Origin of the sequence: Comamonas sp. JUb58 (genome assembly GCF_004364775.1) — a bacterium.
Classification (GTDB): Bacteria; Pseudomonadota; Gammaproteobacteria; order Burkholderiales; family Burkholderiaceae_C; genus Comamonas.
In genome coordinates, this window is record NZ_SOAL01000006.1 from 113,274 (window position 1) to 135,707 (window position 22,434).

Sequence of the window (22,434 nt, forward strand, 5' to 3'; positions counted from 1 at the left end):
ATTTTGTATTTTCAGGCCAAACGCTGTTTTATCCTTGCGCACCTTCGCGGTGCGTCCTGGGCTCAACCCGGAAAGCGCACTATCTTTTTCGCTAACGCAAGGCGCTTTACTCTATGAACAAACAGGCCCCAGCGGAGCAATCGAGGGCCGAGCATGGCACCGACGATCTCCAACGCAATCTCAGCAACCGCCATATCCAGCTGATCGCCATCGGCGGCGCCATTGGCACAGGGCTCTTCATGGGCTCTGGCAAAACCATCAGCCTGGCGGGGCCCTCCATCGTGCTGGTCTACGCCATCATCGGCATCATGCTGTTCTTTGTGATGCGGGCCATGGGTGAGCTGCTGCTGTCCAACCTGCAGTACAAGTCCTTCATCGATTTCTCCGACGACCTGCTGGGCCCCTGGGCCGGTTTCTTCACCGGTTGGACCTACTGGTTCTGCTGGATCATCACCGGCATTGCCGATGTGATTGCGATCTCGGCCTATGCCCAGTTCTGGTGGCCTGATCTGCCGCAGTGGGCACCAGCGATTGCCTGTGTGGCGGTGCTGCTGTCGCTCAACCTGCTGACCGTCAAGCTGTTTGGCGAGATCGAGTTCTGGTTTGCGATGATCAAGATTGTGGCCATCGTTGCGCTGGTGGGCACGGGCCTGTACATGGTCAGCACCGGATTCAGCTCGCCGTCCGGGCGCCAGGCCAACATCGCCAACCTCTGGAACGATGGCGGGCTCTTCCCCCATGGGGCCATGGGCTTTTTTGCCGGCTTCCAGATTGCGGTGTTTGCCTTTGTTGGTATCGAACTGGTCGGCACCACGGCCGCCGAGGCCAAGGACCCGCACCGCACCCTGCCGCGCGCGATCAACTCCATCCCGATCCGCATCATCATCTTCTACGTCTGCGCGCTGATCGCCATCATGGCCGTCACGCCTTGGCGCGATGTGGTGCCCAGCAAGAGCCCCTTTGTCGAGCTGTTTGTGCTGGCCGGTCTGCCTGCAGCGGCCAGCGTGATCAATTTTGTCGTGCTGACCTCCGCCGCCTCGTCGGCCAACAGCGGCGTGTTCTCCACCAGCCGCATGCTCTTTGGGCTGGCGCTCAAGGGTGATGCTCCGCGCTCCTTTGGCAAGCTCTCGGCCAGCAGCGTGCCTTCGCGCGGGCTTCTGTTTTCCTGCGTCTGCCTGCTTGGCGGTGCCTTTTTGATGTGGGTGGTGCCCAACCTGGTGGAAGCCTTCACCCTGGTTACCACCGTCTCGGCCATCCTCTTCATGTTTGTCTGGTCGCTGATCCTGCTGTCCTATATCAGCTACCGCAAGCAGCGCCCAGAGCTGCACAAGGCCTCCCACTACCGCATGCCGGGCGGCGTGTTCATGTGCTGGGTCTGCCTGGCCTTCTTTGCCGCCGTGCTGGTGCTGCTCAGCCTGGAGCTGGACACGCGCCAGGCGCTGATCGCCACGCCGGCCTGGTTTGTGCTGCTGGGCCTGGCTTACGCCTGGCAGCGCAAGCGCGCCAAACAGGGCTGATCGGAGCCAGGCACCAACACGGTCTGCTGCCCCTGTTGCAAATTTGCACAATAATGCTGTGCAACATCGACAAGGGGCTGGCATGGATTGGGATCATTTGCGCTTTTTCTGGGCCTTGGTGCAGGCGGGCACCCTGGTGGGGGCGGCCAAGGCGCTGGGGGTGGAGCACACAACGGTGTCGCGCCGCATCCAGGCGCTGGAAAAGCAGCTCGGCGCCACCTTGTTCACCCGCGAGGGCAGCGGCTACAAGCTGACCGATGCCGGCCGCCAGCTTCAACCACGCGCCGAGGCCATGGACCAGATTGCGCGCGGCATCGCCCCGATTGCGGCTAGCCAAAGCGCCGAAACCCCCAGCGGCGTGGTGCGCATTGGCGTGACCGAAGGCTTTGGCACCCAGGTGCTGGCCAAGCACCTGGCCTTGCTGGCCCAGCGCTACCCCTTGCTGACGATCGACTTGCTAGCGGTGCCACGCATGCTGCAGCTCTCGCGCCGCGAAGCCGATATCGTCATCTCGCTGGAGCGCCCGGTGCGCGATACCGTCGTCACTAGCCGCCTGACCGAGTACCGCCTTTATCTGTATGGCCAGCGCGAATACCTGGCGCGCCACCCGCTGATCACCTCGACCGAAGGCCTGGCCAGCCACCGCTTTGTGCACTATGTCGACGACCAGCTGTTCACTAAGGAACTACAGTTCCTCGACAGCCTGAGCGCGCCGCAGCGCTTCAGCTTTCGCAGCACCAGCATCCTGGCGCAGTACACCGCCGTGCGCACCGGCGCGGGCCTGGGGGTGCTGCCCGGCTTTCTGGCCGACAAGGACCCGTTACTGCAGCGCGTGCTGCCGGAGCAGGCCCAGTTCACCCGCACCTTCTGGATGTCGATGCCGCCCGAGCTGCGCTCAGTGCCCGGCATCCAGGTGGTTTGGCGCTTTTTGCAGGCCACGGTGCAGGAGCAGCAGGACCTGCTGCTGTGCTGAGCGCTGGCGCATAAAAAAACCGGCTGCCTGGGCAGCCGGTTCGTAGCGGATCAACGCGCGCTTTACATGTTGTTGGGCAGCACGGTGACGATCTCGGGGAAGAACCAGAGAATCACCAGGGCCAGCACCATCAGCACAAAGTAGGGTGCGCAGACGCGGGCCAGGTAGGTGATCTGCTTGCCCGTCATGCTTTGCAGCACGAACAGGTTGAAGCCCACCGGCGGCGTGATCTGGGCGGTCTCCACGGTGATCACCAGGAAGATGCCGAACCACAGCGGATCGATGCCTGCGGCGTGGATGATGGGCAGCACCACACCCATGGTCAGCACGATGGTGGAGATACCGTCGAGGAAGCAGCCAATCAGGATGTAGAAGATACCCAGCACAATGATCAGCATCGCAGGCGACAGGTTCAGGCTGCCGACGAACTCGGCCAGTTGGCGTGGCAGGCCGATATAGCCCATCGACAGGGTCATGAACGAGGCACCGGCCAGGATCAGCGCGATCATGCAGTAGAGGCGCGTGGCACCGAACAGCGAATCCTTGAAGTTCTTCCAGGTCAGCGCGCCTTGGGCGGCAGACAGCACCAGGGAGCCCAGCACACCAATCGCTGCGGCTTCGGTGGCGGTCGCAATGCCCGAGTAGATGCTGGCAATCACCGAAGCGATCAGCAGCACCACCGGAATCAGGTGGCGGGACTCATAGAGCTTTTGCTTGAAGCTCATCGTGCCATCGGCCTTGGGGATCTTGTTCGGGTTGAGCAGGGACCAGATGATGATCCAGCCGCTGAACATCAGGGCCAGCATGATGCCGGGCAGCACGCCGGCCATGAAGAGCTTGGAGATCGACATCTCAGCGGCAACGCCGTAGACGATCAGAATGATCGATGGCGGAATCAGCAGGCCCAGGGTGGCCGGGCCGCCCAGGGAGCCGATGACCATGTTCTCGGGGTAGCCGCGCTTCATCAGCTCAGGCACATTCATCTTGCCCACGGTGGCGCAGGTGGCGGCCGAGGAGCCGGACACCGCCGCAAAAATCGTGCAGCCGATCACATTGGTGTGCAGCAAGCGGCCGGGCAGCAGGTTGACCCAGGGTGCGAGGCCCCGGAACATGCTCTCCGATAAATTCGTGCGGTAGAGAATCTCGCCCATCCAGACAAAGAGCGGCAGCGCCGTCAAGGTCCAGCTGCTGGCCGATCCCCAGATGGTCATCGCCATCGCGTCCCCAGCCGCGCGGGCGGTGAAGAACTCCATGCCAAACCAGGCCACACCGGCCAGGGTCAGACCCACCCAGACGCCGCCGCCCAACAGGGCCAGCAGCACCACGATCAGCGCAATGCTGGCGGTAATTTCATTCATGGTGGGCGTCCTCTTTGACCACAGCCTGGCGTTTGCCTGTCAGCTCCAGTACCAGCTCGTCGCAAAAGGCGATAAAAAACACCAGGGTACCCAGTGCCATAAAAAGTTGCGGAATCCACAGTGGCGAGGCGTCCATGCCCACGGAGATGTCATCGATCTCCCAGGATTGCCAGACCAGGCGTGCGGAATAGAACGCCAGAAAGCCCGAGAGGATGGTTGCGATGCCCAGGGCAATCACTTCCATGGTCTTCAAGGCGCCACCTTTGAGCGCGCCCAGCAGCAGGGTCACGCGGATGTGTTCGCCCTTCTTGAGGGTGCTGGCCAGGGCCATGAAGCCCGCTCCCGCCATCGCGTAGCCGGCATAGGCATCGGTGCCGGGGGCACTGAAGCCGATCAGGCGGCTGACCACGGTGAGCAGCACCATCACGAGGATGCCGATCATCGACAGCCCTGCCAGCCAGGCAGAGGCGTCATACAGTCCATTTAATAGCTTGCGCATGCTTGTCATTCAAAGCAGTAAAGGTTGCTGACTGCACAGCCCAGCGGGGGCCGCGATGGCCCCGCATGGGTTGTACAGAGGAGGCCGTTGCTTACTTGGAGGCCTGGTAGGCGTCCAGAATGGCCTTGCCTTCGGCGCCGGCCTTGTCGGTCCATTCCTTGACCACGGTCTCACCGACCTTGGCCAGGTCAGCCTTGAGTTGGGCCGATGGCAGCTCGATGCTCATCCCGCCTTGCTTCAGGGTCGCCAGCGACTTGGCATCCACTTCCTTGGATTCCTTCCAGCCGCGCTCTTCGGCAGCGGCAGCGGCCTTGAGCACCGCTTCCTGCTCGGCCTTGCCCAGCGCGTTGAAGGCCTTCTTGCTCACGGTCACGGCATTCTTGGGGATCCAGGCCTGCACGTTGTAGTAATACTTCAGGTTTTCGAACAGCTTGTTGTCAGCGCCGGTGGCCGACGAGGTGATCAGGCCATCGACCACGCCGGTGGCGAGCGCCTGGGACAGTTCGGCCTCTTGCACGGTGGCCGGTTGCGCGCCAATCAGCTCGCCAATGCGGGCGGTGGTGGGCGAGTAGACGCGCCACTTCATGCCCTTGAGGTCAGCCACCGAGTTGATCGGCTTCTTGGTGTAGATGCCCTGGGGTGGCCATGCCACCGAATACAGCAGCACCTGGCCTTGCTTGTCCAGCAGCTTTTGCAGCGCTGGCTTTTGGGCTTGGTAGAGCTTGAATGCCTGCTCATAGCTGTCGACCAGGAAAGGCAGGCCGTCAACGCCAAAGAGCTGCGATTCATTCTGGAAGCTCACCAGAAAGAACTCACCCATCTGCGCATTACCGGTTTGCACGGCGCGCTTGATTTCGGGCATTTTGAAAAGCGATGCACCAAAATGGGGAGTGATTTTGACTTTGCCGCTCGTCGCTGCATCCACATCCTTGACGAACTGCTCGTTGTTCTTGGAGTGGAAGTTGAATGGCGCATACGCCGTGGCGAAATCCCATTTGGTTTGGGCAACAGCTGCGGTGGCAAAACCGAAGCTGGCCACCAGGGTGGCGGTGGCACAAAAAACGCGACGCTTCATGACGGATCCTTATAGAGATAAATAGGGCGCAGCAGATGCTGCCCGGGATGAATACGATCACCAGCCACGGCAGTGCCAGAAACAACTGCTATGCTGGTGAATTGTTTGCCAAAATTAACAGTTATTGCAAAGTAACGCTATACGGGGTTTCAACAATAATTAATTTTTGTAGGTTTCAAATTCTCTTTTGTGGGATGTGGTATTAAAAATTGTTCAACGAATTTTGATTTTGAACGAACACGTCCATTATTTTTGCCGTCATAGTGTCCTAGGGTTAATACCAGGTCTGCTCAAAAATTGAACAGGCTGGGGGATGCCCCAGCAAGACCTTAAGACAGCCTTAAGAAGCCGCAGAAACCTGAAAAATACGGGCGTAAAAAAGCCACCACGGCGGCTGGAGCGCGGTGGTGGCTGGGTGGAGGCAGCGGTGCCCTAGGGCGGCGGTTCAGCCCTTGTTGGTGCTGTCGTCGGCAGGCTTGTCGGCGGGGTTGGCGCTAGTGGTTGCCACCGCTGCAGCGCCGGTGCTGCCTGGCTTGGGCGCTTGCCAACCGATGAATTGGGGGTAGATGGTGGCGACGCCGGCGCCATTGAAATCCCAGCCCTTGCACTGCCCCAGATGGCGGGGTGGCTGGTCCGATTGGGGGCGCGCAAAGGCCTGGTTCACGCTCTGGAAGGCGGCGGTCGCCATGTTGAACAACAGCTCGCGCATATGGGTGCAACCCTCGATGTTGCCGAGGTTGGCTTCGATGGCTTTGCGCCACCCCCGGGCCATGCAACAGCCCACCATCTTCTGCATGGCGGGCAGGGCCAGCGGGCACTCACCCAGCGGGTGGGCATCCATCGCCACCTCGATCGCAACAACTGTAAGTGTTGTATCAATGGTACAGCGAATCCACATGTGGTGAATGGGCTCTCCGGCTTTGCGCTTGCGCTCGCCGGACAGCACCAGGTCATAGGCCTTGGTATCCACCAGTTCGCCTTCTACATCCCACAGCCCATCCTCGCGCTCGAAGCTGCGGTAGCGCACATCGCGCAAATGTTTGGGGACGCGGTTGGGGACGGGAGACAAAGGCATGGGAGAGGGTGTCGCGGTGGGATTGTTTTTTATGAATGACCCGGTTTGGTGCAGACGGCGCAAGCTGGCTGCGCTGCCATGCCAACAGTGCTGATCACTATGCGACTGTTGCTGCGGGCTGTCTGTGCAGCAGGTGACAGGCGGGCTGTCGGCTGCGCACAGCCCTCTATTGTAAAAACAAACGCGCCGCCGCTGCAGAGCAGGGGCGGCGCTAGGGGGTAGGGCACCCGAAGTGCCCGCAAGCCCGGTATCAACCGTGGCGGATGGCGACGGTCTTCAGCGTGGTAAAGCCGTACAGCGCTTCAAAGCCCTTTTCGCGGCCATGGCCGCTGGCCTTGGTGCCGCCAAAGGGCAGCTCCACGCCGCCGCCGGCGCCGTAGTTGTTGATGAAGACCTGGCCGCTGCGCAGGCGCTTGGCCACGCGGAACTGGCGGCCGCCATCGCGCGTCCAGACGCCGGCCACCAGGCCAAACTGGGTCGCATTGGCCATCTTGATGGCTTCTTCTTCGCTGTCGAAGGCCATGGCGCTGAGGACCGGGCCAAAGATCTCTTCCTGGGCCAGGCGGTGGTCCACCGGCACATCGCGCAGCAGGGTAGGGGCCTGGTAGTAGCCGCCTTCTGGGGCTTCATCGATGATCTGGCCTTGGGCGACGACGGAGATGCCGTCGTTGTGCGCATCGCTCAGAAAATCCCAGACGCGTTGCTGCTGGGTCTGGCGGATCAGCGGGCCCAGGTCCAGGTCCAGGCTGGCGGGGCCGACGCGCAGCGCTTCAAAGGCGCTGCCCAGGCGGGCCAGCAGGGTTTCGTAGATGCTGCGCTCTACCAGCAGGCGCGAGCCGGCCGAACAGGTCTGGCCGGAGTTCTGGATGATGGCGTTGATGATGGTCGGGATGGCGGCATCCAGATCGGCATCGGCGAACACGATCTGCGGGCTCTTGCCGCCCAGCTCCAGGGTGCAGGGGCAGTGGCGTTCGGCAGCAGCCTGCTCGATCAAGGTGCCGATGCGGGGGCTGCCGGTAAAGCTGATGTGGTCCACATCGGGGTTGCGGGCCAGCGCATCGCCCACTTCATGGCCAAAGCCGGTGACGATATTGATCGCGCCGGCAGGGAAGCCCACATCGGCTGCCAGTTGCGCCACGCGGATGAGGCTCAGGCAGGCATCCTCAGAAGGCTTGACCACGCAGACATTGCCTGCCGCCAGTGCCGCACCCACGCAGCGGCCAAAGATCTGCATCGGGTAGTTCCAGGGCACGATGTGGCCGGTCACGCCATGGGGCTCGCGCCAGGTCAGCACGCTGAAATCATTGGGGTAGGGAATGGTCTCGCCGTGGAGCTTGTCGGCTGCGCCGGCATAGAACTCGAAATAGCGGCCCAGGGCCAGCGCATCGGCCTTGGCCTGCTTGGTGGGCTTGCCGCAGTCGCGCTGCTCGATGGCGGCGAGCTCGTCGGCATGCTCCAGCACCTTGGCCGACAGGCGCATCATCAGGCGGCTGCGCTCAGCGGGGCTGGTCTTGCGCCATACGTTGTCGTAGCACAGGCGCGCGGCTTGCACCGCGTGGTCCACGTCTTCCGCATTGCCGCGCTGGATTTCATCAAAGGGTTGGCCGTCGGACGGGTCGATGACGGGAATGGTCTTGCCCGACAGCGAGGGCACAGAGGCGTTGGCGATGTAATGCAATTGCATGGCGTTGTTCCGTTCTGGGTGCAATAGGCTGCTGAGTCTGCCAGATGGCAGGCTCGAAACGGCCACCACGATAGCGCAGGAATGGGCCAGCGCCTACCGGGATGAGCCCGCGGTTGTCACGGGTTTGACCGGCCCATTTGGCCAGGCTGTAGGCATTTTTTGGGCAATGGCTGGCCAATGCACCTAAAATCACGGGGTTTTGCCGCTGGCGGGCCGCTCGCGCGCTGTCGGCCCTCCATTCAATTGACCTCATAGGAATCGCATGTCCTTCGAAAAACTGACCCCTGGCTCCAAGGCCCCTGATGTCTTCAACGTTGTGATCGAAATCTCGGCCAACTCCGCTCCTGTGAAGTACGAAGTGGACAAGGATTCGGGTTGCGTGTTCGTGGACCGCTTCCTGGGCACCGCCATGCACTACCCCGTGAACTACGGCTATGTGCCCCAAACCCTGTCGGGCGACGGCGACCCCGTGGACGTGCTGGTGATGACACCTTTCCCACTGCCTACCGGCGTGGTGGTGCCTTGCCGCGCGATCGGCATCCTGCACATGGAAGACGAGTCCGGCGTGGACGGCAAGGTGCTGGCTGTGCCCACCCAAAAGCTTCTGCCAGCCTACGACAAGATCAACCACCTGAGCGACATCCATGACCTGGTGCTGCAGCAGATCTCGCACTTCTTCGAACACTACAAGGACCTGGAAAAGGGCAAGTGGGTGAAGGTGCTGGGCTGGAAGGGTGTGGACGAAGCCCACAAGGAAATCGTGGACGGCATCGCCAACTACAACAAGTAAGAAGGCGCCACCTGCCGGGGCCCTGCGGCCCTGGGCAGGCAACGCTGACGAAAGCCGGTTTTTAACCGGCTTTTTGCTTTTGGGCGATGCGCCAGGCGCTAAGCTGGCAGGCATACAGAAAGCAAAGGAGCGAGCAAGTGGCTGATGTCGTCGATTGCGTGGTGATTGGTGCAGGTGTGGTGGGGCTGGCGGTCGCCCGTGAACTGGCCTTGGCGGGCCGTGAGTTGCTGGTGCTGGAGGCGCAGGACGCCATTGGCACGGGCACCAGCTCGCGCAACAGCGAGGTGATCCATGCCGGCATCTACTACGCCCAAGGCTCGCGCAAGGCGCGTTGGTGTGTGGAGGGCAAGGCCCTGCTGTATGCCTACTGCCAGGAACGCGGTATTGACCACCAGCGCTGCGGCAAGCTGATCGTGGCGACCTCGGAGGCACAGCGCGCCAAGCTGCAGGACATTGCCCGCCATGCCGCCGCCAATGGCGTCGATGACCTGGTGCTGCTGAGCCGCGACGAGGCGAGGGCGATGGAGCCCGAGCTGGAATGCGTGGCCGCCTTGCATTCGCCCAGCACCGGCATTGTGGACAGCCATGGGCTGATGCTGAGCCTGCAGGGCGATCTGGAAAACGCCGGTGGCATGGTGGTGTTCAACAGCCCGCTGGCCGCTGCCCAATGCCAGGATGGCCACATTCTGCTGCGCACCGAAGATGGCACCGAGCTGCAGGCCAGGACCGTGGTCAATGCCGCAGGCCTGTGGGCGCCCGATCTGGCGCGCAAGTTTGAAGGCGCTGATGGGTCGCAGCTGCCCAGGGCCCACTATGCCAAGGGCAACTATTTCACCTTGGGCGGCCGCGCGCCGTTCAAGCAGCTCATCTACCCCGTCCCCGAAGTGGGCGGCCTGGGTGTACACCTGACCCTGGACCTGGGCGGCCAAGCCAAGTTTGGCCCCGACGTGCAGTGGGTGGCCAGTGCTGACGACCTGGTGGTGGATCCCGCGCGCGGCGACGCCTTTTATGCGGCTGTGCGCCGCTACTGGCCCGGTCTGCAGGATGGTGCGCTGGCCGCAGGTTACGCCGGTATCCGCCCCAAGATCAGCGGCCCGGGCGAGCCAGACGCCGACTTTGTGCTGCAAGGGCCTGAGGTGCATGGCGCGCCGGGACTGTTCCATCTGCTGGGCATCGAGTCGCCCGGCCTGACCAGTTGCCTGGCAATTGCCAAGGCAGTGAACCAAGCGGTGGCGCAGGATGCGGGCTGAAGGCAGCCGACGGGATTGGCGCTGGATCCGTGATGCGCACATAAATGCGACAAAAGCTGCAGTTTGACGGCGATAGTCGGAATCTTCTGACAGGCAGGGCTGCATATCGGAACCCGAAGCTGTATGTTTCTCCGTTAACATGTAACGGAGCTAACGCGATGTAGCGGCCTGCCTGTGCTGCCCGTCGTGTAGCCGGAACTTTCCTGTAGCCTGACCAAGAAAAGGATGATGAACATGCGTAAATCCAATTTGCTGAGCGATACCGTTGAGAATGCCCAGGCTGATCTGGAAAAACTGGTGAGCGATCTGCGCGGCGTGCTGTCCAGCAAGGACCTGGACGGCGTGCCCGATATCAAGCAACTGCGCCAACGTCTGGAAGACACAGCCGGTGACGCCCGCGAAGGCGCTGTGCGCGCTGCGCAGGAAGCCGCCCGCCAGGCCAAGGAAGCTGCGCTGGCCGCAGACCGCTATGCGCATGACGAGCCATGGCGCGTTGCCGGTGCCGCGCTGGCCGTAGGTGCCTTGATCGGTTTTATCTTCTCGCGCCGCTAAGCTGAGCCCGAAGCCAGCGCCGGCACCATAGCCGCGCTGGCACGGCCCGCCGGGCCGACACCAAGAACAAGGGGCACCCAGGTGCCCCATATGCACGAGGAGAGTCCATGAACTGGTTGTCTGTGCTGGGCGTGGATGACATGCTGGCGCGTTTTCGCGCCTTGCTGTCTGAAAGCGCCATAGCGGCTGAAGACCGAATGGATCTGCTGGCCATTGAATGGCAGGAGCAGAAAAAGAACCTGATCTGGCTGGTCCTGATGGGTTTGGTGGTCGCAGGTCTGACCATTGTGGCCCTGACGGTGCTCTCGGGTGCCATCATCATTTCCTTCTGGGATACGCCCAACCGCATGCTGGCTACCTGGCTGGTGGCTGGTGTGTGGCTGGTGCTGTGGCTGGGTGTGCTGGCCTTCATCTACCTGACCACGAAGAAGGCGGCCAACCCCTTCCAACTGACCAAGACCGTGCTGCGCCAGGACTGGCAAGCCGTCAAGGGCCGTCTCAAGTAATGCGGGGGACCCAAGCGATGATCAACCCAAGCAAAGACGCTGACCTGCAACTGCTGCAGGCCACCGATCCAGAGGCCCGCGAAGTGCTGCTGCGCATCCAAAACCAGCGCGAACGCCTCGATGGCCGCCGCCTGGCGCGCGAACAGGCACTGGCCTTGCGCCGTGATGCCGGTGGTGCCCCGCAGCACAACCCGATGGCCTATGGCACCTTGGTCGAGCGCCTGATCAACTTTGGCCGTGAGCATCCCGTCGTCTGCGCCGGCCTCGTCGGCGCCGGCCTGCTGCTGGGGCCGCGCAAGCTGATCCGCATGGCCACCATTGCGATGCCGATTGTGATGAAGCTGCGCCGCAACCACTGAGCCGCGGTGCCCAGGTTGCCCCGGCGCCGCCACTGACACCCTGATCCCCGACCGCCATGCCGCAAAGCATGGCGGTTTTTTCATCGGCTATCGCCAGCTGCGCAGTCCCGGCCATAGGGACAGCCCGCTTGTCGCTGGTTGACGCATAGTGAAAATACGGTTTCAAGCCCCGCTTATCTGGTTAGAATGCGCGGCGCGCTGTGTATATACGCATTGCGTGTTGCGTCTGCTTTGTGCGTGTTTTTGGCCTTGCAAACCTGTGGTGTGCTTAGTCCAGTCGAACACTGTTGCTCTCAAAAAAAGAGCGACCACCAGCAGATGCAGCATGTGGGCACAACACACGGTACAGAACTTGCTTCTCTCGCCCGCCCACTTGATCGCAAGTGGATCTCACCCCTAAGGAGTTTCTTGATGACTACACGGCGTCGTATTGTTCAAACCTGCCTGGCTGCGCTTCCCCTCGCGCTGGCCGGCCTGTCGGCTGCACCGGCCTGGGCGCAGACCAAGGTGAAGGTCGCGGCGGTCTACACCGTGCCGTATGAACAGCAATGGGTCAGCCGCATCCACGAGGCGCTGAAGGCTGCCGAGGCGCGTGGCGAGATCGAGTACAAGTCCAGCGAGAATGTGGCCAATGCCGACTACGAGCGCGTGATGCGCGAGTACGCCACGGGCGGCGCGCAGCTGATGTTTGGCGAGGTGTTTGGTGTGGAAGCGGCAGCGCGCAAGGTGGCCAAGGACTTCCCCAAGACCGCCTTTGTGATGGGCTCGTCCGGCAAGGTCCAGGCGCCCAACTTCAGCGTGTTCGACAACTACATCCAGGAGCCTGCCTACCTGTCGGGCATGGTGGCCGGTGGCATGACCAAGACCAGCAAGATCGGCATGGTCGGCGGTTTCCCCATCCCCGAAGTCAACCGCCTGATGCACGCCTTCATGGCGGGCGCCAAGGAAGTGAACCCCAAGGTGGAGTTCACCGTCAGCTTCATCAACAGCTGGTTTGATCCACCCAAGGCCAAGGAAGCCACCTTTGCGATGATCGACAAGGGCGCCGATGTGCTCTACGCCGAGCGCTTTGGCGTGAGCGATGCCGCCAAGGAAAAGGGCAAGCTGGCGATTGGCAATGTGATCAACACCCAGGCGCAGTACCCCGATACCGTGGTGGCCTCGGCCCTGTGGCACATGGAGCCCAGCGTGGAGCGCGCGATCAAGGCCGTGAAGGATGGCAGCTACAAGGCTGAGGACTACGGCCCGTACTCGATGATGAAGTACAAGGGCTCGTCGCTGGCACCGTTTGGCACCTTCGAGAAGAAGCTGCCAGCCGACTTGATCGCCAAGGTGCAGGCCAAGCAGGCCGACATCCTGTCGGGCAAGTTCGTCGTGAAGGTCGACGACTCGCAACCCAAGTCCACGGCCAAGTAAGCCGGGCTTGGATTGCATAGGCGCTGTGCCCCCAGCACGGCGCCACCCATTTCCAGCTCCGGCAAATACCGGGGCTGTTTTTGTGCCAGCGACCAGGCCCTGTCGCCTGCCCAGCGAACCCAGCGGCCCCTTTGCCCATGTCACCTCCAAGTTCCTCTCCTGTCGTGCTCCAGCTGCATGGCATCACCAAACGCTTTGGCCCCCTGGTGGCCAATGATTCCATTTCGCTGACCTTGCACCGGGGCGAGATCGTGGCCTTGCTGGGCGAGAACGGTGCGGGCAAATCCACCCTGATGTCGATCCTGTTTGGCCACTATGTGGCCGAGGAGGGGCAGATCGCGGTGATGGGCCAGCCGCTGCCGCCGGGCCAGCCGCGTGCCTCGCTGGCCGCCGGCATCGGCATGGTGCACCAGCACTTTGCGCTGGCCGACAACCTGAGCGTGCTGGATAACATCATGGTGGGCAGCGAATCGCTGCTGCGCCTGCAGTCGGCCAAGCGCCAGGCCCGCGCCAAGCTGGTCGAGGTCGCGCGCCAGTTTGGCCTGGTGGTCGATCCGGATGCGCGCGTGGGCAGCCTGTCGGTGGGCGAGCGCCAACGGGTGGAAATCCTCAAGGCGCTGTACCGGGGCGCCAAGATCTTGATTCTGGATGAGCCGACTGCCGTACTGACTCCGCAGGAGAGCGAGGCGCTGTTTGCGACCCTGTCCCAGATGGTGGCCCAAGGCCTGTCGATCATCTTCATCAGCCACAAGCTGGGCGAAGTGTTGCGCGTGGCCGACCGCGTGGCCGTGCTGCGGCACGGCAAGCTGGTGGCCGAGGCGCCCACCGCCGGCAGCACCCAGGCGCAGCTGGCGCAGTGGATGGTGGGCGAGGCGGTGAGCCTGCCCGAGCGCCAAGCTGCGTCCAAAGTGGGGGATGAGGTCTGCAGCCTGCGCAATGTGCATACGACGGCCTCGGCCAAATCCACCGCGCGCGATCGCCTGGTGGATGTGTCGCTGGTGCTCAGGGCCGGGGAGATGGTGGCGATTGCCGGTGTCTCGGGCAACGGCCAGGTGGCCTTGGCCGATATGCTCTGCGGCATGCGCCGCCCGGGCCAGGGCACGGTGCAGTACCTGGGTGCGCCCATGCCGGCGTCGGCCGTGGCCCTGGTCGCCCAGGGCGTGGCGCGCATCCCGGAAGACCGCCATGGCACCGGCGTGGTCGGTGATTTGCCGGTCTGGGAAAACGCCGTCTCCGAGCGGCTGCGCAGCCCCTGGTTTTCGCGCTGGGGCTGGGTGCGCCGTGCGCAGGCACGCAGCCAGGCCCAGCATGTGTCCCAGCAGTTCGATGTGCGCGGCGGCGGGCTGGATGCGCCGGCCCGTTCGCTGTCCGGTGGCAATATGCAAAAGCTGATCCTGGGCCGGGCGTTGTTGGCACCCCAGGGCGCCGATGGCATGGCGCCGCGCCTGATTGTGGCGCACCAACCCACCTGGGGCCTGGACATTGGCGCGGTGCGCTTTGTGCACCAGCAGCTGCTGGCGGCCCGCGATGCGGGCGCTGCCGTGCTGCTGATCTCGGACGATCTGGACGAGGTGCTGGCGCTGGGTGACCGCATCGGCGTGATGCACGAGGGCCACCTGTCGCCCGTGCTGCCTTTTGCGGACTGGAGCCGCGAGACCATCGGTCTGGCCATGGCCGGATCTCCTATGACAGCGCCTGTGGGCCAGGGCTGAGAGACTGCAATGCGTATAGAAAAAAGAGCAACCCCCTCGAAGCTGGCCATGGTGGCTGCGCCCTTGGGTGCCGTGGTATTTACCTTGGCCATCAGCGGCCTGCTGGTGCTGTGGGCGGGCGCGCCCGTGGGTGCCACCTATGTGGCGCTGTTCAAAGGGGCCTTTGGCTCGCTGTTTGCGCTGTCCGAGACCCTGACGCGTGCCGTGCCGCTGATCCTGACCGGTCTGGCCGCTGCTGTGGCGTTCCGGGCGCGGCTGTTCAACATCGGTGCCGAGGGCCAGCTCTACGCCGGCGCGGTGGCGGCCGTGGCCGTGGGGGGCATGCATGGCGGCACGGGCTTTGAGCTGCCCATTTATCTGCTGTTTCCGCTGATGCTGCTGGCAGCAGCACTGGCTGGCGCGGCCTTGCTGCTGGGCCCCGCCTTGATGAAGACCAAGCTGGGCGTGGACGAGGTGGTGACCACCTTGCTGCTGAACTTTGTCATGCTGCTGGCAGTGTCCTATCTGCTTGATGGCCCGATGAAAGACCCAATGGCGATGGGCTGGCCGCAGAGCGTGGCGCTGCAGGGTGACCTGGAACTGGGCAAGCTGATTGCGCAGACCCGTTTGCACAATGGCTTGCTGATCGCCGTGGGCCTGGCCGTAGCGCTGTGGCTGCTGCTGCAGCGGGCGGTGCCGGGTTTTGACATCCGCGCTGCCGGTGCCAACCCCCGCGCGGCGGCCTTTGCCGGTGTGCCGGTGACCCGCACCGTGGTTCTGGTGGCGCTGCTGTCGGGCGGGCTCGCAGGCCTGGCCGGCGCCATCGAGGTGGCAGGCCGCACCAGCTACCTGACCCTGGACATGTCGCCCGGCTATGGCTACAGCGGCATCGTGATTGCGATGCTGGCGGGCCTGCACCCGCTGGGTGTGGTGGCCTCGGCCGTGTTTGTGGCAGGCATGCTGGTGGGGGCCGACAGCATGAGCCGCGCCGTGGGCGTGCCCAATGCGATTGCCGATGTGATCGTGGCGGCCTCGCTGCTGTCGGTGCTGGTGGCCAGCCTGATGACCCAATACCGCTTGCGCAGAAAGTGAGAGCTGCGATGTTGAAACCCCAAGAACAAAGCGCAGCGCGAGGTGCCCTATGAGCGACGTGATGGATATTTTGGCCAATGCCTCTTTCTGGGTGGCCGTGCTGCGTACGGCCACGCCGCTGCTGCTGGGCACCCTGGGTGTGCTGCTGTGCGAGCGCGCCGGGGTGCTGAACCTGGGCATCGAAGGCATCATGGTGGCCGGTGCCTTTACCGGCTGGCTGACCGTGTATGCCGGCCATGGCCTGTGGACGGGGGTGCTGGTGGCCGCACTCACCGGCGCGGTGCTGGGCAGCCTGCATGCCTGGCTGACGGTGGGTCTGGCGCTGTCGCAGCACGTATCGGGCCTGGGCATTACCATGCTGGCGACGGCCTTGTCGTACTACGGCTACCGGGTGAGCTTTCCCAAGGTGAACACGCCGCCCACGATCACGCCGTTTGAGGCCATGGACTGGCTGCCGATCCCGATTCTGGGCGACCAGACCGCCTTGACCTTGCTGGCGCTACTGCTGGTGCCGTTGCTGGCCTGGGTGCTGTTTCGCACGCCGCTGGGCTTGGCGGTGCGCATGGTGGGCGAGAACCCGCAAGCCGCAGAAGGCCAGGGCGTGGCTGTGATGGCGGTGCGCAGTGGTGCCATCATTGCCGGCTCGGCGCTGATGGGCGTGGCCGGTGCCTTCCTGACCCTGTCGGCCTTCAATGCCTTTTTCTTCAACATGGTCAACGGCCGGGGCTGGATCTGTGTGGCGCTGGTCGTGTTTGCATCCTGGCGGCCGGGCAAGGCCTTACTGGGCGCGCTGCTGTTTGCGTTCTTCGATGCGCTGCAGCTGCGGCTGCAGCAGTCGGGCGATGGCCTCGTGCCCTACCAGTTCTATCTGATGCTGCCATACCTGCTGTCGATCCTGGCGCTGGTGCTGGTGGCCCGCAAAGCCGCCTACCCGCAGGCCTTGATGAAACCCTACCGCAAAGGCGAGCGCTGAGCCGCGCTTCGCGCCCCACGATGCAGGCCCTGGCCTGCCTACAAAGGATAAAAAATGCTTGATTTATTGATTCACAATGCCAGCCTGCCCGATGGCCGCAAGAACATGTCGGTCGCTGTGCAGGACGGCAAGATTGCCGAGGTCAGCGAGGGCCTGCAGGCGCCCGCTGCCGAGGTGGTGGACGCCCAGGGCCTGCTGCTGAGCCCACCCTTTGTGGACCCGCACTTCCACATGGATGCCACCCTGAGCTACGGCATCCCGCGTGTCAACGAAAGCGGCACCTTGCTCGAAGGCATTGCGCTCTGGGGCGAACTCAAGCCCCAGCTGACGCATGAGGCGCTGGTCGAACGCGCCTTGGCCTACTGCGACTGGGCAGTGGCGCGCGGCCTTCTGGCTATCCGCAGCCATGTGGATACCAGCGACCCCAGCCTGCTGCCGGTCGAAGCCATGCTTGATGTGCAAAAGCGCGTGGCGCCGTATATCGACCTGCAGCTGGTGGCCTTTCCGCAAGATGGCGTGCTGCGCACACCAGGCGGGCTGGACAACCTCAAGCGCGCGCTCGACCTGGGCGTCGATGTCGTTGGCGGCATTCCGCACTTTGAGCGCACCATGGCTGATGGCGCCGAGAGCGTGCGCATTCTCTGCGAACTGGCGGCCGAGCGCGGCAAGTTGGTGGACATGCACTGCGACGAGTCGGACGACCCGATGTCGCGCCATGTCGAGACCCTGGCCTACCATACGCAGCGCCTGGGCCTGCATGGCCGCGTGACTGGTTCGCACCTGACCTCCATGCACAGCATGGACAACTACTACGTCAGCAAGCTGATGGCCTTGATGGCCGAGGCGCAACTGGGCGTTGTCAGCAACCCCTTGATCAACATCACGATCCAAGGCCGCCATGACACTTACCCCAAGCGCCGGGGCATGACGCGCGTGCCCGAGCTGATGGCCGCCGGCCTGACCGTTGCCTTTGGCCATGACTGCGTGATGGACCCCTGGTACAGCCTGGGATCGGGCGATGCGCTGGATGTGGCGAACATGGGCCTGCATGTGGCACAGATGACCAGCCGCGCCGGCATGCAGCAATGCTTTGATGCCATCACCCTGAACCCCGCGCGCTTGCTGGGCCTGCAAGGCTATGGCATTGAAAAGGGTGCCCATGCCGACTTTGTGCTGCTGCATGCCAAGGACCCGGTGGAGGCCCTGCGCCTGAAGGCCACGCGCCTGGGCGTATGGCGCCGTGGCCAGCGCATTGCCAGCACGCCGGCACCGGTGGCCACCTTGAATGTGCCAGGGCGCCCGGGCAGCACTACGTTGCTGAGTGCACGCTAATCGGCAGCTTTCAGCGCGGCTGCAAGCGCTGTTGCAGGCGCTTGCGGATGGGCTCGAACTCCGGTGTCGCGCTGCGCTTCACCGGGTCGGGTTGGTTCTTTTCCATCGCATCCCAGTAGCGCCAATGCACCTTGGCCTGGCCCAGTTCGTAGTCCATGGCGTCCCAGGCATCTTCGCGAAAGCTGTAGAAGGCCCAGTGGTAGCGCTTGTCCTCGGCATAGGAAAGCACATCGTCCAGGTACTGGCTGCAGCTGTCGAGCATGCGCACGCAGCCAAACTCGCCCATCACTATCTGCTCGGGCGGGATTGACAAGGAGCGCGCCCAACTGTTGACGGCATCCAGGTACTGGGCCACGCGCTGCTGGTTCCAGGGCTGTGTCTTGCCGGCAAACGGCACTTCGCCCGGGTATCGGTAGGGCTGCTTGCGCTTCAGGTTGGGGCCGCTGGTGGCCTGGTAGGGCTCGTACATGTGAAAGCTGTACAGCACCCGTTTGTCCTCTAGTGCTTCGGGCCAGTAGGTGAAGGCATCGGCCGCGCCATACCAGCCGGCATCCACCATGATGGGCGTGTCCGGGTCGACGGCGCGGACCTGGGCAATCAGGTAGTTATAGAAGGCGAGTAAATCGCGTGAGCCGCCTTTAGCCTTGGCATACCAGGCCCGCATGTCCGCTGGGCTGGCATGCTCGGGCAGGCCGCCTTGTTTCTCGGGCGCGGGTTCGTTGATCAGGTTGTAGGCCGCAATGCCGGACGTGTCCTTCAAGGCGCGGGCGAGGTCTTGCCAAAACTGGCCTGCGGCTTTCCAGTGCGCCTTGTCCTGCCAGATGCGGTCGTCAAACTTCCCCTGGTTGTTTTGCGACCAGCGCGACAGCGGCAGTGACAGCGGTGCAATCACCACCTTCAACCCAGCCGCATCGGCCTTGGCCACCGCTGCCTTTAAGGTGGCCAGATCCACGGCGGACAGGCGCTGGTAATCATCGGCATTGCCCATCAGGAAGTCACGCTGCTCGGGCTTCCATTTGTCATACGACAGCCGCACCCAGCTGGCGCCATATCCGCGCAGCGCTTCGTAGTAGCTGGCATCCGGCGGCAGGCGGTTAAAGCTGTTGCCACCCCGTTGGGTGTGGGTCCAAAAGGACGCGTGGTCGGCCGCTTGCACAGATGCGGATAGCGCCAGGGCTAGGGCGAAGCTGGGTACAGAGATCTTGAACATCGGAGCAGGGCGCTGGTGGCCGGTGGCTGGAGATGTGGGTGATGCTATCACTGGCATCACCTTGATTGATTTCTGTTTGCAACAGGCTTGGTCGCCGTTGTGGGCCGTTTTTCGAGATATTGCGTCTGGCCCAACCCCTGCGTTTGCTCACACAATGGCTTCGTCCTCCCGTTGGTACTGCGAAAGCTGGAAGATTTTGTCTACGCTAACGGTGTTGGCGAAGTTGGAACAGGTTCCTGGCTGCCACCTTCGCCCAGCAGCCATTGCCGCAGCTGCGCAAAAGCGGGAAACTGCATGCGATCGGGCCGGTAGCACAGGTAGTGACCATGCTCAACGGCGGTGCTGCCCTCGAATGGCGTGACCAGCACGCCCTCGGCCAGTTCGTCTTCGACAAGGATGAGGGGAACAAAGGCGATGCCCAGCCCACAGCGCGCCGCTTGGATCAAGGCCGAGTACTGCGCAAAGCGTGGGCCCGCGATCAGCAGTTGGTGGGTGATGCCATGGGCTGCAGCCCATTGGGACCAGGCGCCCTGGGCTTCTTCATGGTGCAGCAAGGTGTGCGATATCACGTCGGCGGGGTCCTGGATCTTGTGCAGGCCCTGCATCAGTTCGTTGGAGGCGATCACCACGAACTCGCGTCCTGCTATGTATTCGTTGACCACGCCGGCATAGTCAGCAGGGTTGTAGCGGATGGCGGCATCGACATGGGCCGGCAGGTTCTCCAGCGGCGCGAGATGGCGGCTGAAGCTGAGCGTGGCGCGCGGGTGGGCCTGGCGAAAGCGGGGCAGACGGGGAATGAGCCAGCGGGTGAAAAAGGTCGGCACGCAGCTGAGGGTCAACACATTGGTGTCTGCGCCGGCGCGTACCTCGTAGGTAGCGGTTTCGAGGCTGCGCAGGCTGCCGGTGATCTTGAGCCAGTAACTGCGGCCAACGGGCGTGAGCTCGACGCCGCGCCCCACTTTTTGCAGCAGGGCGGTGCCCAGAAAGCTTTCCAGCGAGGCAATCTGCTTGCTCACCGCGCTGGTGGTCACACACAGCGAGGAGGCGGCCAGGGTCAGGCTGGAATGGCGGGCTACGGCGTCGAGCGCGAGCAGTTCCTGGATGGTGGGGCAGTCCCGTTTCATAGTGTCAGTCAGCGGTTTTGTTGATGAAAAGTTGCGAGAACACTTTCCATTAATTCAATCATGGAGCCGCATTGTCACAGCAATGCAATACCAATATAAGGCCCGATCGCTACACTAACGTGTCTGAAAAGGAAAGTATCCGTTTTTAATTGGGAGACAAGATGGTTCGTGGCATTGCCATCGTCTATGGCCTGTATCTGCTGCTGCCGATGGCCTTGTTGGCCGTAGGCAGCTTTGGGCAGAACTGGACCAACTCACTGCTGCCCTCCGGCTTTACCGGCCAGTGGTACATGCAGCTGTGGACCGACCCGTCGTTCCGCAAGGGCTTCATCTCCAGCCTGGTGGTGGCGCTGTCCACCTGCGCGATCAACGCGGTGCTGGCGCTGCCGCTGGCCTATTCCCTGCACCAGGGTGCAACGCGTGGCCGCGCCTTTGCAGCCCGCATCGTGAGCGCCATGCCGGTGGCGGTGCCCGCCATCACGCTGGGCTTCGGCTACATGATTGTCTTCAACACCGACACCTTGCCCTGGCTGGGCAGCACACCGCTGCTGATCGCCGCGCATGTGATTGCAACCCTGCCTTATCTCACCAACACCTTGCTGACCGACCTGCGCCACCTCGGCATCGAGCGGCTGGAGCAGGCGGCCGCCACCTTGGGGGCCGGCGAATGGCAGCGCTTCAGCGGCATCGTGCTGCCGAGCCTGCGCCAGAGCATGCTATCCGGGCTGGTGATGGTGGCGGCGCTATCGATCGGGGAGTTCAACCTCTCCAATCTGCTGGTCGGTTTCCAGAACCGCACCTATCCGGTGGTGCTGCTGCAGGCCTTCTATGGCGCAACCGGCTTTGCCTGCGCGGCCACGGTGATCCTGCTGCTGCTGGCCAGCCTGGCCGCACTGCTGTCTTCTTCTCTTTTGCGTAAATCCCCATGAGCCTGACTTTCCAGAACGTCAGTTACCGCTACCCCGGCAGCCAGCAAGGGCTGCACGAGGTGTCCTTCGACATTGGCCAGGGCGAGCTGGTGGCGGTGATCGGCCCCAGTGGCTCGGGCAAGTCCACCTTGCTCAAGCTGGTTGCGGGGCTGGAGACCGGCTACCAGGGCCGCATCGCACTGGCTGGCCAGGACATGGCGGGCACGCCGGTGCACCAGCGCGGTATTGGCATGGTGTTCCAGAGCTATGCGCTGTTTCCGCACCTGTCGGTGCGGGACAACGTGGCCTACGGGCTGGCGCTGCGCAAGATGCCAGCCGCACAGCGCCATGTCCGGGCAGCAGAGCTGCTCGAAGTGGTGGGCCTCTCGGATTTTGCGCAGCGCGGTGTGCAGCAGCTCTCTGGCGGGCAGCAGCAGCGGGTGGCGCTGGCGCGTGCGCTGGCCATCGATCCGCGTGCGCTGCTGCTGGACGAGCCGTTGTCTGCGCTGGATGCCAGCGTACGCGGCCATCTGCGCGACCAGGTCCGTGCACTGCAACAGCAGTTTGGTGCCACGACCTTGCTGGTCACCCACGACCAGGAAGAGGCGCTGGCCATGGCCGACCGCGTGGCGGTGCTCAAGGAAGGGCGGCTGCTGCAGATCGCCACGCCCAAGGACATCTACGAAATGCCGAACTGCCGCGCCGTGGCGGAGTTCGTCGGGCTCTCCACCATTTTGGAAGGGCAGGTGGCCTCCAGCGGCCGCGTGGACTTTGGCTTTGCCGAGCTGTCCGTGCCCACCGGCAGCTATCGCCCCGGGCAGAAGGTGCATGCGCTGATCCGCCCCGAGCACGTCGAGCCAGACCCGCAGCCCGGGCAGACCAATACGTTGCAGGGGCGTCCGGGCGCCTGCCGCTATCTGGGATCGCTCACGCGCTATGACTTTGCAGTGGAGGGCGCACCCCGCGCTTTCCTGGCCGAGGGCCGGCAGCCGGCAGGCCGGGCCATTGCCATCGCACCCGAGCACATTCGCCTGCTGGATGCCTAAGCAC

Annotated in this window: 21 protein-coding genes; 14 read left to right on the plus strand and 7 right to left on the minus strand. The window is 63.2% G+C overall.

Annotated elements, in window-relative coordinates; genetic code table 11:
* Nucleotides 1-113: 113 nt before the first annotated feature.
* Entirely contained in the window at nucleotides 114-1,517 is a 1,404-nt protein-coding gene (gene cycA / locus EDF71_RS08020) for a D-serine/D-alanine/glycine transporter (RefSeq protein WP_133856065.1), read from the plus strand.
* 82 nt (nucleotides 1,518-1,599) lie between these two features.
* Nucleotides 1,600-2,490 (plus strand): LysR family transcriptional regulator, encoded by an 891-nt coding sequence (locus EDF71_RS08025; RefSeq protein ID WP_021025105.1) that lies wholly within the window; start codon nucleotides 1,600-1,602, stop codon nucleotides 2,488-2,490.
* Between the two features lie 62 nt (nucleotides 2,491-2,552).
* Here the strand turns inward: EDF71_RS08025 and EDF71_RS08030 are convergent, their stop codons facing one another.
* From EDF71_RS08030 to EDF71_RS08050, 5 genes are all read right to left on the minus strand, one after another.
* A complete protein-coding gene (locus tag EDF71_RS08030; protein ID WP_133856066.1) occupies nucleotides 2,553-3,848 on the minus strand; it encodes a TRAP transporter large permease subunit in 1,296 nt (431 codons plus the stop codon).
* Nucleotides 3,841-4,347: a TRAP transporter small permease subunit gene (locus tag EDF71_RS08035; protein ID WP_133856067.1), complete on the minus strand. Its 507-nt coding sequence runs from the start codon at nucleotides 4,345-4,347 to the stop codon at nucleotides 3,841-3,843. Before EDF71_RS08035 ends, EDF71_RS08030 begins: the two co-directional genes overlap by 8 nt.
* 91 nt (nucleotides 4,348-4,438) lie before the next feature.
* Nucleotides 4,439-5,422 carry a TRAP transporter substrate-binding protein gene (locus EDF71_RS08040; protein ID WP_133856068.1) on the minus strand — a complete coding sequence of 328 codons (984 nt, stop codon included), beginning with the start codon at nucleotides 5,420-5,422 and terminating at the stop codon, nucleotides 4,439-4,441.
* A gap of 445 nt (nucleotides 5,423-5,867) precedes the next feature.
* Nucleotides 5,868-6,497: a DUF2889 domain-containing protein gene (locus tag EDF71_RS08045; protein WP_133856069.1), complete on the minus strand. Its 630-nt coding sequence runs from the start codon at nucleotides 6,495-6,497 to the stop codon at nucleotides 5,868-5,870.
* A gap of 250 nt (nucleotides 6,498-6,747) precedes the next feature.
* Nucleotides 6,748-8,181: an aldehyde dehydrogenase family protein gene (locus EDF71_RS08050; protein ID WP_116927686.1), complete on the minus strand. Its 1,434-nt coding sequence runs from the start codon at nucleotides 8,179-8,181 to the stop codon at nucleotides 6,748-6,750.
* 262 nt (nucleotides 8,182-8,443) lie between these two features.
* Here EDF71_RS08050 and ppa point away from each other — a divergent pair, with 262 nt between their 5' ends.
* From ppa to EDF71_RS08100, 10 genes are all read left to right on the plus strand, one after another.
* Nucleotides 8,444-8,971, plus strand: a complete 528-nt coding sequence (gene ppa, locus EDF71_RS08055) for an inorganic diphosphatase (protein WP_116927687.1) — start codon at nucleotides 8,444-8,446, stop codon at nucleotides 8,969-8,971.
* Between the two features lie 137 nt (nucleotides 8,972-9,108).
* Nucleotides 9,109-10,221 carry an NAD(P)/FAD-dependent oxidoreductase gene (locus EDF71_RS08060; protein WP_133856070.1) on the plus strand — a complete coding sequence of 371 codons (1,113 nt, stop codon included), beginning with the start codon at nucleotides 9,109-9,111 and terminating at the stop codon, nucleotides 10,219-10,221.
* A gap of 234 nt (nucleotides 10,222-10,455) precedes the next feature.
* Nucleotides 10,456-10,773, plus strand: a complete 318-nt coding sequence (locus EDF71_RS08065) for a DUF883 family protein (RefSeq protein ID WP_133856071.1) — start codon at nucleotides 10,456-10,458, stop codon at nucleotides 10,771-10,773.
* A 107-nt stretch (nucleotides 10,774-10,880) separates the two neighbouring features.
* Entirely contained in the window at nucleotides 10,881-11,279 is a 399-nt protein-coding gene (locus EDF71_RS08070) for a phage holin family protein (RefSeq protein WP_133856072.1), read from the plus strand.
* A 17-nt stretch (nucleotides 11,280-11,296) separates the two neighbouring features.
* The gene (locus EDF71_RS08075; protein WP_133856073.1) at nucleotides 11,297-11,638 is read left to right on the plus strand and encodes a hypothetical protein; all 342 of its coding nucleotides are present in this window, start codon (nucleotides 11,297-11,299) and stop codon (nucleotides 11,636-11,638) included.
* Between the two features lie 411 nt (nucleotides 11,639-12,049).
* Nucleotides 12,050-13,054 (plus strand): BMP family protein, encoded by a 1,005-nt coding sequence (locus EDF71_RS08080; RefSeq protein ID WP_133856074.1) that lies wholly within the window; start codon nucleotides 12,050-12,052, stop codon nucleotides 13,052-13,054.
* Nucleotides 13,055-13,191: 137 nt separating this feature from the next.
* On the plus strand, nucleotides 13,192-14,766 hold the full coding sequence (locus EDF71_RS08085) for an ABC transporter ATP-binding protein (RefSeq protein WP_133856075.1): 1,575 nt from the start codon (nucleotides 13,192-13,194) through the stop codon (nucleotides 14,764-14,766).
* A gap of 9 nt (nucleotides 14,767-14,775) precedes the next feature.
* Nucleotides 14,776-15,837, plus strand: coding sequence for an ABC transporter permease (locus EDF71_RS08090; protein ID WP_133856076.1), 1,062 nt, complete (start codon nucleotides 14,776-14,778; stop codon nucleotides 15,835-15,837).
* A gap of 49 nt (nucleotides 15,838-15,886) precedes the next feature.
* On the plus strand, nucleotides 15,887-16,810 hold the full coding sequence (locus tag EDF71_RS08095; protein ID WP_021025091.1) for an ABC transporter permease: 924 nt from the start codon (nucleotides 15,887-15,889) through the stop codon (nucleotides 16,808-16,810).
* 54 nt (nucleotides 16,811-16,864) lie between these two features.
* Nucleotides 16,865-18,142: an amidohydrolase family protein gene (locus tag EDF71_RS08100; RefSeq protein ID WP_133856077.1), complete on the plus strand. Its 1,278-nt coding sequence runs from the start codon at nucleotides 16,865-16,867 to the stop codon at nucleotides 18,140-18,142.
* 10 nt (nucleotides 18,143-18,152) lie between these two features.
* On the opposite strand, the gene EDF71_RS08105 is transcribed toward EDF71_RS08100, so the two are convergent.
* Both EDF71_RS08105 and EDF71_RS08110 read right to left on the minus strand, forming a co-directional pair.
* Nucleotides 18,153-19,352, minus strand: a complete 1,200-nt coding sequence (locus tag EDF71_RS08105; protein ID WP_133856078.1) for a cellulase family glycosylhydrolase — start codon at nucleotides 19,350-19,352, stop codon at nucleotides 18,153-18,155.
* A 200-nt stretch (nucleotides 19,353-19,552) separates the two neighbouring features.
* Nucleotides 19,553-20,476 carry a LysR substrate-binding domain-containing protein gene (locus tag EDF71_RS08110; RefSeq protein WP_133856079.1) on the minus strand — a complete coding sequence of 308 codons (924 nt, stop codon included), beginning with the start codon at nucleotides 20,474-20,476 and terminating at the stop codon, nucleotides 19,553-19,555.
* Nucleotides 20,477-20,637: 161 nt separating this feature from the next.
* Between EDF71_RS08110 and EDF71_RS08115 the strand changes: the two genes are divergently transcribed.
* Nucleotides 20,638-21,405, plus strand: a complete 768-nt coding sequence (locus EDF71_RS08115; RefSeq protein WP_133856080.1) for an ABC transporter permease subunit — start codon at nucleotides 20,638-20,640, stop codon at nucleotides 21,403-21,405.
* Nucleotides 21,402-22,430, plus strand: a complete 1,029-nt coding sequence (locus EDF71_RS08120; protein WP_133856081.1) for an ABC transporter ATP-binding protein — start codon at nucleotides 21,402-21,404, stop codon at nucleotides 22,428-22,430. The genes EDF71_RS08115 and EDF71_RS08120 overlap by 4 nt, the downstream gene beginning before the upstream one ends.
* Nucleotides 22,431-22,434 lie beyond the last annotated feature (4 nt).